8 protein-coding genes, 7 tRNA genes and 1 other RNA gene are annotated in these 12448 nt (G+C 35.6%); 2 read left to right on the top strand and 14 right to left on the bottom strand.

Annotated elements, in window-relative coordinates:
• Positions 1–188: 188 nt before the first annotated feature.
• From ABEG63_RS00945 to rpsU, 14 genes are all read right to left on the bottom strand, one after another.
• On the bottom strand, positions 189–1274 hold the full coding sequence (locus ABEG63_RS00945) for an efflux RND transporter periplasmic adaptor subunit (protein ID WP_267402187.1): 1086 nt from the start codon (positions 1272–1274) through the stop codon (positions 189–191).
• A gap of 2 nt (positions 1275–1276) precedes the next feature.
• On the bottom strand, positions 1277–2518 hold the full coding sequence (locus tag ABEG63_RS00940; RefSeq protein ID WP_346582242.1) for a TolC family protein: 1242 nt from the start codon (positions 2516–2518) through the stop codon (positions 1277–1279).
• 230 nt (positions 2519–2748) lie between these two features.
• Positions 2749–4113 (bottom strand): ATP-binding protein, encoded by a 1365-nt coding sequence (locus tag ABEG63_RS00935; RefSeq protein WP_346582240.1) that lies wholly within the window; start codon positions 4111–4113, stop codon positions 2749–2751.
• A 4-nt stretch (positions 4114–4117) separates the two neighbouring features.
• Positions 4118–4798, bottom strand: coding sequence for a response regulator transcription factor (locus tag ABEG63_RS00930; RefSeq protein ID WP_312399927.1), 681 nt, complete (start codon positions 4796–4798; stop codon positions 4118–4120).
• Between the two features lie 281 nt (positions 4799–5079).
• Positions 5080–5151: transfer RNA gene (locus ABEG63_RS00925), tRNA-Thr, on the bottom strand.
• Positions 5152–5192: 41 nt separating this feature from the next.
• Positions 5193–5265 (bottom strand) — tRNA-Gly (locus ABEG63_RS00920).
• An 85-nt stretch (positions 5266–5350) separates the two neighbouring features.
• Positions 5351–5431, bottom strand: a tRNA-Tyr gene (locus ABEG63_RS00915).
• Between the two features lie 21 nt (positions 5432–5452).
• Positions 5453–5526 (bottom strand) — tRNA-Thr (locus ABEG63_RS00910).
• Positions 5527–5615: 89 nt separating this feature from the next.
• Positions 5616–5688, bottom strand: a tRNA-Gly gene (locus ABEG63_RS00905).
• Between the two features lie 89 nt (positions 5689–5777).
• Positions 5778–5858, bottom strand: a tRNA-Tyr gene (locus tag ABEG63_RS00900).
• Between the two features lie 21 nt (positions 5859–5879).
• Positions 5880–5953: transfer RNA gene (locus ABEG63_RS00895), tRNA-Thr, on the bottom strand.
• A 111-nt stretch (positions 5954–6064) separates the two neighbouring features.
• Complete coding sequence (locus ABEG63_RS00890; RefSeq protein ID WP_267402195.1) at positions 6065–6355, bottom strand: HPF/RaiA family ribosome-associated protein; 291 nt, start codon at positions 6353–6355, stop codon at positions 6065–6067.
• Positions 6352–7239: a tyrosine-type recombinase/integrase gene (locus ABEG63_RS00885; protein ID WP_346582237.1), complete on the bottom strand. Its 888-nt coding sequence runs from the start codon at positions 7237–7239 to the stop codon at positions 6352–6354. The genes ABEG63_RS00890 and ABEG63_RS00885 overlap by 4 nt, the downstream gene beginning before the upstream one ends.
• Before the next feature lie 242 nt (positions 7240–7481).
• On the bottom strand, positions 7482–7679 hold the full coding sequence (gene rpsU, locus ABEG63_RS00880) for a 30S ribosomal protein S21 (RefSeq protein WP_039365233.1): 198 nt from the start codon (positions 7677–7679) through the stop codon (positions 7482–7484).
• 161 nt (positions 7680–7840) lie between these two features.
• On the opposite strand from rpsU, the gene ABEG63_RS00875 reads away from it, so the two are divergent.
• A complete protein-coding gene (locus ABEG63_RS00875) occupies positions 7841–11854 on the top strand; it encodes a T9SS type B sorting domain-containing protein (protein WP_346582235.1) in 4014 nt (1337 codons plus the stop codon).
• A 147-nt stretch (positions 11855–12001) separates the two neighbouring features.
• Positions 12002–12403, top strand: a transfer-messenger RNA (tmRNA) gene (gene ssrA, locus ABEG63_RS00870).
• Positions 12404–12448: the final 45 nt, after the last annotated feature.

The following is a 12448-nucleotide window of genomic DNA, read 5'->3' as shown; positions in this document are numbered from 1 at the left end:
CACAAAGATTTTTTTTAACAAACTTTATGCTTTTAAGTTCACAAAGGCGTTTCACTTAACAAAGAATTCTCATTTTTGAACCATTAAGGATATTTAAAGAGTTAAGAATTAAAGGAATTCGTAAACGAATGTTATAAGATTTGAATGTTTAACTTCTTAATCAAAATCTTTATGGTTTAAATAAAATTTTAACTATTCAAAGAACGATAGATCAATAATTGGTTATTGGTAATCACTTGCTCGCCTTCAGACAAACCATCTTCAATGTAGGTGGTATCTCCCACTTGCTTTAAGACCTTTATTTCTCTCACCTTTACATCTGCCGGGGAGTTGTAGATCACCACAAAAGTTTTATTGTCATCAAAAATCACTGCTTTAGAAGGAACCGTAAGTGCCTTCACATTTTCAGAATTGGTTACTTTTATGGTAGCTTTACTTTCAGGAATCAACAATCCGTTTTGATTATCCAACACCACTCTCGCCTGCATCGCATTGGTTTCCGGATCGATAATTTTAAATATTTTATCAATTTTACCATCAAAAACTTTATCCGGATAAGATAAGGTGGAAACCTGAGCTTTCATTCCAAGACTGATTTTATCAATATCAGATTCATTCACGTTCATAATTGCCCAAACGTTGGTTGTATTGGCAACATCGAAGATATTTTCGCTCCTATCACTTCTCAGCTGCATATCTTTATTGATGTTTTTCTGAACGATATATCCGCTAATGGGTGCTACCACACTGTAAATATTTCCCTTTTTAACATTATAAACCGTACTCACCGCACTTGCTCTCTGCATTTGATCCTGAGCCTTCTGCAATTGGCTTTTGGCTTCCAGCACATCTCTTTCGGTATTTAATTTTCCTTCATACAATTCTTTGGCAACACGAAGATTATTTTGCGCAACAACCAAATCTGTCCTTGCATCGCTCACATCTTTTTGCACTTCCGCCAATTCCGTACTTCTGATAGTTGCTAATACCTGACCTTTCTTCACATAATCTCCCAATTCGGCATTTACGCTTAAAACATTTCCTCCTACCAACGGATACACATCGATATAACTATTTTTATCGGCAGAAATTTTTCCGTAAAAATTGTAATCATCTTCTATATATTTTTTTTCAACCTTTGCTAAATCTATTGATTTCAGCATGGTGCTGCTTAATTCAAAACCTTTTTTGGCCTGTGGTTTTGCATCTTCTTCTTTCTTTGAGCAAGATAAGACAGACAGAGCCACCATTATTGGAATTATATAATTTTTCATGTTTAATAGAAGATTTTCGTTTGTACTAGTTGATTTAATTGTTCTGCAGATTGCATAATTTCGTTTTTCATGTCGTATATCTGAAGGGCAGCTTCTCGGTAGCTATCCATGAAATCGGCAAATTCAATAAGGCTCACATTCCCTTTTCGGAAATTTGTAAGCATTCCGTTATAGACCAGTTCCATATTATTCAGATCGTTAGATTTTATTTGGGTAAGCTGATCGTATTGAGATTTCCAGGTTTTATAAGCTGCCTGAACTTTTGTTTCAAGATTAAGCCTTTGAAAATCTGCATTTTTTTGATTCTGCTGAATGGCGAAATTGGCTTTTTCCACATTTCCCTTATTTGATTTCCATAAAGGCAACGGAATCCCAACCATTAAATTGACCTCGTTCTTAAACGTTCCTCCGTTTTGATCCCATCCGGCTCCTACATTCAAATCCGGAACATTAAGAGATTTTTGCCACTGAGCGTACAATTTGCTGTTATCAATCAATTTTAAATTATATTGATAATCTGCATTATTTTCTATTGCTTTCTTTTTTAGTTCAGCATCATCACCGAAAGGCTGTAATGCTAAAGTTTCCTTTGCTTCAGCTTCCGAAAGTTGTGGCTCAATATCATCGGTGACTCCTGTTAGTACCTGAAGGCTTTGTTGAAGTTCTAAAATATCTTTGTTAATTCCTATCTTATCATTATTCAACTGAATAACAAGGGTTTGCAATCTAACTTCATCTTTCAGAGAAACATTTCCTTTGGCAGACTGTACCTTATATGCTGCCAAAAGATCATTCATATACCCAAGTTGCCTGTCGGTATTTTCAAGTTTTAATTTTTCGTAGTAAAGGTTAAAATATGTGGAACGAAGCTCAGATCGAAGATCCACAAGAAGTTGAGAAAACTGAAGCTGGGCAAGCTCCTTGTTAGATTTGGCAAAAGCAATTTCATTTTTCTTTTTGCCGCCCATGTAAATCAGTTGTGTTATCTGTGCGCCTTTTGCGTGGCCTACATCAAAAACTTTTTTGTCTTCCGGATTATAAGCGTTGATTTGGCCGCTCAGTTGTGGAAGTTCCCAAATCTTGGCCTGCAAAACATCTGCATCGGCCATATTGATGTTGTACTGTTCGGCAAGCAGTTGTAAATTATTCTTCTGAAAGGCTTCTTCACAATCCAAAAGAGACATTTGCTGTTGGGCCGCCACGAATGAGGAAATGACGATAAATACCCCTGCAATTTTGTTCATTTTTTTCTTTTTAATTTACAAAAATGCTTTTATGCTATTAAAATGCTCTTAAAGAATGCTTAAAAAAAAATTAAATTTCTCGATAAATATTGATCTTTTGAATATTATTTTTTTATTTAAAATAAATATCAAATCTCAATCTATTGAAATTTTTAAATGAAAATTAATGATCGGTTTAACAAAAAACGATTGCAAAACTGAATGTAAAGGATAGTTTGGAACTAAATTGTTTATTTATTGAAAATTACACTGAATTTATTCAACAAATCTGCAGGAGAAGTATACGTAATTTTTGCGCCATGATATTCTAAAATTCTCTTCACAATTCTTAAGCCAAGTCCGGAACCTGAAATATTCTGAGAATTTTTTCCTCTTTTAAAAGCATCGAATAACTTTTCCTGTTCTTCTTCGGAGATGGTGCTGCCATGAGAAATTACATCTACAATAAGATGTTCACTTGTTTCTTTAATTATTACATCTACTTCCGTATCGTCTGAGTAAACCGCGGCGTTTTTAAGCAAATTAATAAAAACAATATCCAAAAGAGACTGAACCCCTTTTAGCGTAAGAAGAGCATCTTCGGAAGTATCTTCGGAGATAAGAAAGCTCATTCTTAATTTAGGATAGCTTTTTTCAACCGCTTCAAAAGATTCAAAAATCACTTCATCGATTCTTACTTCTTCATAAATGCTCTGAATATTTTCTTTATCAAATTTTGTCAAAAGTAAAAGTGAATTCGTAAGATCCGAAAGCTGATACACATCTCGCTGAATTTGCTTTAAAGAAGCTAATGTTTCGGGAGAATGCTGTTCAAATTTAATGAGATTTTCCAGCTGAAAAGCCATTCGGGTAATCGGAGTTCTAATTTCATGTGAAGCACTTGCCGTAAAGTCTTTCTGAGATTGAAAAACATCGTCAAGCCTTGTAATCATCGTATTAAAAGACTGCGCCAAAACATTAATCTCGTCATTCGATTCCTGAACGGGAATTTTCGTGGTAAGTTTATGTGCTGTTACTTCTGAAATTTCCACATTAAGATCTTCCAGCGGCTTCAAAAACTGTCCCATTACATAATAACTGAGAAACCCGATAAGAAGCGTGCTCATCACATAAGCCGTAATCAATAGATATTTAAGATAAGAAAGCTTCGAGTTTCCGTTGGTATCATAAGCACTTGTGAGAATATAATAATTTTCTCCATTGATATTTCTAAGAGCCGCGTAAATTTCGGGAACCGTTTTTTCAGAATAAACTATTTTTTTTTCGTCTAATTCCTTTAGCAAAGAAGTGTCCCAGGTTACATTTCGATCTTTAATGGTACTGTAAATTAATTCTTTTTCAGCATTAAAAATTAAAATGGTTTCATTTAAAAGAATGTTATCTGAATTTTCATTAAAAAAGATAGGCGCTTCTTCTTCAAAATCTTTTGACTTCGCAATGAAATGGGAAGTAAATTCAAGCCTTTGTCTGAATCTTTCTTTAAATTCATCTTTTCTGAAATCGTTAAAAGACATATAAATCACCGCCATTACAATACCAAAAAGTAATGAAAAAGCAATGCTAAGCGTAAGTGCAATCCTTCTTTTTAAAGACATTCTTTTATAACGGACTTAAATAATACCCGAATCCGGAACGAGTGTGGATTAATTTCACTTTAAAATCTTTATCAATTTTCTTTCTCAGGAAATTAATATACACTTCTACCGTATTTGTATTCGTATTGAAATTATGTTCCCAAACGTGTTCTGTGATCTGCTGTTTAGAAACCGTTCTTCCTTGTGCTTCTGCCAAATAAACCAATAATTGAAATTCTTTCAGAGTAAGATTGATTTCATTTCCTCCGCGATACACTTTCTGTTCGGTTTTATTCACAATTAAATCATCAACTCGTACAATATCCTGATCTGTGGTTTCCGATGGCGTTTTTCTTCTCAATAATGAGTTGATGCGCAATAATAACTCTTCAAACTGAAAAGGTTTTACCAAATAATCATCTGCCAGTCTTGTAAAGGCATCTTTTTTATCCGAAAGATCTCCGTACGCAGAAATGATGATGATCGGCGTATTTTTATCGAAAGAACGAATGGTCTGGCAAACATCCAGTCCGTTTATTTTTGGTACGTTGATATCGAGCAGATACAAATCGTAAGTACTATTTTTAATCTGACGAAGAAATGTTTCTCCATCATAAATTTTATCGCAGGTAAAACTATTTGATTCTAAAAACTTGCAAAGCTCCGCAGAAAGAATCAAATCATCTTCCAATAAAAGAATATTCATCGAAAATTATTTTATACGAATGTAAAGAATTTTTTATGATTTTGAAATGATAACGAAGCAGATAATTTTTTAATTGAAGGAATTAAGAATGGGTTTATTCAATCACGTGTTTAAAGAAAAAATAATTAGAGAAGAGAAAATTCTGAAGAGAAAATAAAATTTAAGGAATAAATTCTTTATTGTCTATTATAAATTAAACAACTTTATGAAACTGAAGTAACAAATATAAATTTGAAAAAGTGAGAAAATAAAAAATCCCGATTTATTCGGGATTTTTTGAGAGCCAACTACGGGACTTGAACCCGTGACCTCTTCCTTACCAAGGAAGCACTCTACCGCTGAGCTAAGTCGGCATTAAGCAAAAAAATCATACTGTATAGCATGATTTTTTTTGAGCGGAAGACGAGGGTCGAACTCGCGACATTCAGCTTGGAAGGCTGACGCTCTACCAACTGAGCTACTTCCGCAATTTTGTTTTCCAAAACTGTTGGTAAACGCTTTGCAAACTTAGGGAAAACCTTTTAGTTATGCAAGTTTTTTTAATATAAAATGTGGGGAGAGCAGGATTCGAACCTACGAAGCCGAAGCAACTGAGTTACAGTCAGTCCCATTTAGCCACTCTGGAATCTCCCCAAACATAGTATATTAAAATAGAGCTTCCAGAGGGATTCGAACCCACGACCCCGAGATTACAAATCACGTGCTCTGGCCAACTGAGCTATGGAAGCATTTTAATATTTAGACTGCAAGCTTTTGAGAAAATTCTACTCTGAGCTTTTCAGTAGTTAAAAAAATACTTTTTCAAGTATTTTTATTGAGCGGAAGACGAGGGTCGAACTCGCGACATTCAGCTTGGAAGGCTGACGCTCTACCAACTGAGCTACTTCCGCAATTTTGTTTTCCAAAACTGTTGGTTAACGGTTTGCAAATCTAAGAAGAATTCTTGAAACCTGCAAGACTTTTTTTATAAAAAAAACTGTGGGGAGAGCAGGATTCGAACCTACGAAGCCGAAGCAACTGAGTTACAGTCAGTCCCATTTAGCCACTCTGGAATCTCCCCAGGTTTTTTATATTTAAAATGAGCTTCCAGAGGGATTCGAACCCACGACCCCGAGATTACAAATCACGTGCTCTGGCCAACTGAGCTATGGAAGCATTTAAATCAAAAAGAATTCAAAAGAACGCTGTTCCCTTTTTGCGAGTGCAAATATAGAACGGTTTTTTTGAATTCTCAAATTTTTCAATAACTTTTTTTAACTTTTTTTACTACGCCATTTCTTTTTTCTTGATTAATAGCTTTTTAGCAGTATCAACGCATAGGTCTAAACTTTCTTCAAAACTTGTCGTAGTCTTTTTTACTACTATATCATCTCCCGGAACCGCCAAAATAAGCTCGGCAGTTTTATTGGCTTTATCGGCATTATTTTCTACTTTTAAAAACACTTTACACTCGTGAATTTTATCATAAAACGTATCGAGTTTGCTTACTTTTTTGTCAATGTGTGATTCTAGTGGTTCGTGAGGAGTTAAACCAATTGATTGTACTGTGATCTTCATAATTCGTCATTTTTTGATGCTCTTGGATGAGCCTGATTAAACACTTTTTTCAATTGTTCGATATTAGCATTCGTATAGACTTGAGTACTTGCAAGGCTGGAATGACCTAATATTTTTTTTACTTTGGAGATCTCCGCCCCATTATCCAAAACGTGTGTAGCAAAGCTATGGCGCAGGATGTGAGGACTTCTTTTTTCTTTTGTTGTTATAATACTAAGGTACTTATTAACTACCACATAAACAAATTTTTCGGTGAGTTTTTTCCCTTTCTTATTTACAAAAAAATATGATTTATATTCTGTTTGCGGCTGGCGTATTTCTAAATAGCTTTTCAGCAAATTTGATAAATCTGCGGAAATGGGAATCATTCTTTGTTTATTTCCCTTCCCTATTATTTTTATTTCATTTTCGTCTATATTTACATTCTCAAACATCATACCACAAAGCTCTCCTTTTCGAATTCCTGTTTGGTAGAGAACCTCAACAATACATTTTTCCAGCACATCTGTGATTTGAGTAAAAACCTTTTGTTCAAGCACTTGCATCTCGTCTGTAGACATAGGAACTTGCCTTTCCGGATAAAATTTCAATGATGAAATACTTTCAGCGGGAGAAACTTTTATTTCACCAATTTTCAAAAGGAAGAGATAAAAACTGCGAAGTGATGATAATTTTCTATTAATACTTCTTTTAGAAATATTATTTTCACTGAGTTCAACAATAAAGTTTCGGATGATTTTTTTATCTGCTTTAGAAATATCTTCTGAGGATTCTGTTTTAAGATAGAAATGAGAAAAATCTTCAAGATCTTTTTTATAGCTTGTAATGGTGTGAGGAGAATACCTCTTTTCGAATTGTAAATATTCTAAAAATTTGTTCAACATGTTATTTTTTTGAATATTATTTTGTGTATGAATTATTTCAACATAAAGAACACTAAGTTTTCTTTTTACTCCTATTTGGTTTTAAGACTCACAAAGGCGCTCTGCTTAACAAAAATCTCGGTGATTTGGTATTATGTAGTAAATTATCACTTTAAATATCATCAATGTATAAAAACAAAAATTCACTCTTCAAATATAACTATTTAAAGAGTGAACTTAGTATGTGTTTAAGAAAATTTTTCTTAAGCCTGTTCTTCTTTGCTAAGATTTCTTTGCTTGTGAGCAGCTTTTAATCTAGCTTGTCTTAAAGTTACAGAAGGCTTGATAAACGCTTGTCTAGCTCTTAATTGACGAACTGTACCCGTTTTATCAAATTTTCTTTTATATTTTTTTAATGCTCTGTCGATAGACTCTCCGTCTTTTACTGGAATTATTAACATATATTACATCTCATTTTGGATTGCAAAAATAAAACTTTTTTATTAAAACACAAAATTATTCTGCGACAAATGCTAAAAAATTAAAAATGAGGATTTAAAATTGAATAAATTCTATACCAACCTATTCAATATTTTCATTACATTTGCGCAAAACACATGTAATGAAAAAGCAATATTTATTTATTGTTGCCATATTAGTATCACTATGCGGCAACCTTTTTTCACAAACCTATCAACTTTCAGGGAATCCTGTAAATGCTACCGGCTGGGGATTGGTTTCTTCCGCTAGCATCAACGGGGACTTTATTCAACTTACCCCCAATCAGAACAATACCTCAGGAGGTATTAAACTGAATGCGCCTATCAATCTTAAATACTGTAATAAATGGAAAGTAGAATTTGATTTCAGAATTGATGGTGCCGCAGATCCTACCTATGGAAAGGGTGACGGACTTGCCTTTTGGTATATTACGAATCCACCGACTTCGTACATTTCAGGAGGGGGCTTAGGAATTCCAAATAATGCAGAAGGTCTTATGATAGGCTTTGATACTTATAATAATTACACAGAGTCATTAATGAGTAAAGTTCATATACTATATGGCACAAATAATGTGAGCTCCAATATAGAAATGAATAATACGGCAGGAAGTACCTATCATTCTAATGATCTTTTATCTACCATTCCTTTTATTACCGGAAATTATCGTCATGTAGAAGTGAACGGAGAAATTGATCCTGCCAATGCAGCCAATTGGATTATTACGGTAAAAATAGATAACCAGCAGATCGTAAGCCAATCTTTTCAGCCCTCTGGAGGAGCGGTAAATATGACACAGGGATATTTTGGTTTTTCAGCTTCAACAGGTGGTGCAACATCACGACATTCAATTAAAAATGCAAAAATTTATGTGGATAAAGTATCTCTTTTACAAAATACTATTACGGCAACAAAATGCGTAAATGCTTCTTCTAGCGCAACGGTAGACTTAACATCCTTTAATTCTCAATTGGTTAGCAATCCAGCCAATTATATCTTTACTTACTATATATTGGGAAGCTCAACACCTATAAGTAATCCCACTAATTTTCAATACTCAACAAATACAACAATAAAGGTCATCATAAAAGATCCTACTTCTACCCTATGTGACACTGAAGCTCAAATACAACTTAACACTACTACCCTTTCTTCTCCTACGATTACAAGTTCCTCAAATACTATCTGTTTTGGCGGAAACGTCACCTTAACATCAAGTCAAGCAACAGGAAACACTTGGTCTACAGGTGCTACAACGCCATCCATCACCGTGACAACGCCCGGAACGTATACAGTGACTAATACTAACGGTGGATGTACAAGTGCTCCGGCAAGCATCACGATTACTGCAGAAAGTAATCCTAATGTTCAAATTACAGGAAATACCGTCTTATGTGAATCTCCTACTCAATTAACAGCCTCTGCTTCTGGAACAGGAAATACTTACACTTGGTCAAACGGTTCTACCGGAAATACAATTTCAGTTTCAACAGCGGGAACATATACCGTGACGGTGAAAACACCAGCAAACTGTGAATATCAAAAATCTATCACGGTAACGCAGGGCGTGGTTCCAGTGGTACAAAATGCAAGTTTAAGCCAATGTTCGAATTCTTCGACGGCAGTATTTAACCTTACTTCCGCACAGCCTAGCATTAGTACGACTTCAGGCGTGACGTTTGATTTTTATTTGAATCAAGCAGATGCGGTGGCGGGAAATTCAAACACAATTAATAATCCAACCGCCTATACTTCTGGGAATACGACGATTTATGTAAGAGTAAAATCGGCGACATGTGCGAAAGTGGCGCAATTGCAATTAAACATTACCCAATCTGGAACGGTAAGCATTACAAGTTCTTCAAACACGATTTGTTTTGGCGGAAACGTAACATTGACATCAAGTCAAGCCACAGGAAACACGTGGTCGAACGGAGCAACAACGCAATCAATTAATGTAACTTCGCCCGGAACATATACTGTAACCAATAATAGTGCAGGTTGCGCAACGGTTCCGGCAAGTATCACCATTACAGCGGAAAGCAATCCGAATGTACAAATTGCAGGAAATACGATATTATGTGATACCCCAACTCAATTAACAGCTTCTGCAGCCGGAACGGGAAATGTTTACACTTGGTCAAATGGTTCTACAGGAAATACAATCTCAGTTTCAACAGCGGGAACATATACAGTGACAGTGAAAACACCAGCAAACTGTGAATATCAAAAATCTATCACGGTGACACAGGGCGTGGTTCCAGTGGTACAAAATGCGAGTTTAAGCCAATGTTCGAATTCTTCGACGGCAGTATTTAACCTTACTTCCGCACAGCCTAGCATTAGTACGACTTCAGGCGTGACGTTTGATTATTATTTGAATCAAGCTGATGCGGTAGCGGGAAATGCAAACACAATTAATAACCCAACAGCCTATACTTCTGGAAACGCAACGATTTATGTGAAAGTTAAATCAGCGACTTGTTCGAAAGTCGCACAATTGCAATTAATGATTAACACCAATGCAGCTCCTACAATCACCGCTTCAGGACCAGCGATCTGCAATGGTAATGGGGTAACTTTAACATCTAATGTCTCAACAGGAAATATATGGTCTACCGGGGCAACAACACAATCTATTACCGTTACGACTGCCGGAACCTACACTTTAACCAATAACAATGGTACATGTACAAGTAGTACAGCGAGTTTCACGGTGGTAAACGGGGTTGACCCTAATCTTCAGATAACAGGAAATTTGACGTTCTGTGAAAATTCATCCACTATTCTCACTGCTACCGCCCAAGGAACCGGAAATACTTTTTCATGGTCGAACGGAACAACGGGCGCCACAGCAACCATAATATCTCCGGGAACGTATACAGTAGCCGTAACAACGTCTTTAGGATGTCAATATCAAAAATCTGTAACGGTAACAATGGATCCTTTAATTGTTGTGAATATTGCCAGTCCGGCGCAAATTACATGTACAAATCCTCAGATTACGCTGGATGCAACCTCATCTATATATCAAACGGGAGCAACTTATTTATGGACAGCTTCAGGAGGCGGAAATATTGTTTCGGGAGCCAATACTTTAACTCCGACTGTAAATAACGGAGGAACTTATACTTTAAAAATCACAAGTGCAACACCGAACGGATGTGTAAAACAAGCGAGTGTAAATGTTGTAAAAAATACTTCTCCACCCACCATAATTCTTACAAGCTCTAAAATGACCATCTGTAAAGGAGAATCTGCAATCATTACAGCATCCGGAGCGGTAAACTATGTTTGGGCAGGATTATCAGGGTCAGGAAACACACAGACTGTAACCCCATTAACGACCACAACCTATTCCGTAACAGGAACTGGGGCAAACGGTTGTATATCATCAGCCCCTACAACCATAACGATCAACGTTGTACCAGAAATCACATCCATTTTACAGGATACTGAAATTTGTGAAGGACACAAAGCCAATTTAGATGCAGGAACCGCTCTATCTGGGCCGAGTTATACTTATTCTTGGAGTACAGGAGAAATTACACAGGTTATTCACCCGACCGCGGCAGGAACCTATTCTGTGACTATTAGTAATGGTTTCTGTTCTAAAACTTTCAGTGCAAAAGTTTCATACACTATTGTTCCCGAAATTTTAGAAATTGTTTACAATAATAATTCTTTAACGATTAAAGCTAAGAATAACAGCCCTCTTCCATTAGAATATTCAATTGACAATGGAGTGATATGGCAAGCTTCAAATGTATTTACTAATGTTTTAAAAAACACTCAATATCCTATAAGAGTAAGAAACAGAGGTATTTTATGTGATGCTTATACAGAATACTACACTTTTGTTCTATCAAATGCGATCACGCCAAATGGTGATGGAATAAATGATGTACTTGATTTCACTCCATTAAGCAAATACAAAAATTTTACAGGAAGCATTTTTGACCGATACGGAAAAAAAATCTTCAAAGCGAGTGCTAAAAACACCATTTGGGACGGAAAATATATTGGAAGAGAAGCCCCAACAGGCACTTATTGGTATAAATTATCATGGGAAGACCCTGTTACCAAAAAGACAATCATGCTAAATGGCTGGATATTATTGAAAAACAGAGATTAACTATTAAAAGTGTCGAGATTATTTTCGGCACTTTTTTATTGATATGAATTGAATTAAGCTCTCAGAAATAATTAATATCAAAAAAAGCTATCATCAATATTAATCATATTTAAACAAAAGTCTTATCTTTGCATTCACTTTATTTATGGGGTTGACTGGTTTCGACAGCAAGGTCAATGGGTAAGTAAGCATGCAGAGAACCGTAGCGCGATCTCTTTAATCCCTTGCTACAAAATTTTAACTGGCAACGAAGAGTTCGCTCTTGCAGCTTAATATCGAAGTATAGTAGATCAAGCGTTTCCCCGAAGACTTTAGTAAGGGAGCAAGATATTCCACAAATGCTCTGTTCTGCGGCGTTTGATCCTGGGATATAGGAATGCGGAAATAAGGTTTTAGATGCTTTGGCTAAAACTCGAAAACCTCAGAAGATAAGCCGGAAGTTGGGTGTCTACTCTCTGCCTCCGGTCGAAAATCAATAGTAGAATAAGCATGTAGAAAGCTTATGTATTGCTTGTTTGGACGAGGGTTCGAATCCCTCCAACTCCACAAAACAAAAGCCTAAATAACTAATATATAATTATTTAGGCTTTTTAA

It is taken from the genome of Chryseobacterium sp. C39-AII1, from assembly GCF_039672645.1.
GTDB lineage: Bacteria > Bacteroidota > Bacteroidia > Flavobacteriales > Weeksellaceae > Chryseobacterium.
Note: the sequence above shows the minus strand (reverse complement) of the source record. Positions and strands in the feature narration are given on the sequence as shown.

Excerpts from the sequence above, each read along its gene's own strand:
- ABEG63_RS00885 (WP_346582237.1), bottom strand. The coding sequence starts at position 7,239 with ATGTTGAACAAATTTTTAGAATATTTACAATTCGAAAAGAGGTATTCT.
- ABEG63_RS00935 (WP_346582240.1), bottom strand. The coding sequence starts at position 4,113 with ATGTCTTTAAAAAGAAGGATTGCACTTACGCTTAGCATTGCTTTTTCA.
- ABEG63_RS00940 (WP_346582242.1), bottom strand. The coding sequence starts at position 2,518 with ATGAACAAAATTGCAGGGGTATTTATCGTCATTTCCTCATTCGTGGCG.
- ABEG63_RS00875 (WP_346582235.1), top strand. The coding sequence starts at position 7,841 with ATGAAAAAGCAATATTTATTTATTGTTGCCATATTAGTATCACTATGC.
- ABEG63_RS00930 (WP_312399927.1), bottom strand. The coding sequence starts at position 4,798 with ATGAATATTCTTTTATTGGAAGATGATTTGATTCTTTCTGCGGAGCTT.
- ABEG63_RS00890 (WP_267402195.1), bottom strand. The coding sequence starts at position 6,355 with ATGAAGATCACAGTACAATCAATTGGTTTAACTCCTCACGAACCACTA.
- rpsU (WP_039365233.1), bottom strand. The coding sequence starts at position 7,679 with ATGTTAATAATTCCAGTAAAAGACGGAGAGTCTATCGACAGAGCATTA.
- ABEG63_RS00945 (WP_267402187.1), bottom strand. The coding sequence starts at position 1,274 with ATGAAAAATTATATAATTCCAATAATGGTGGCTCTGTCTGTCTTATCT.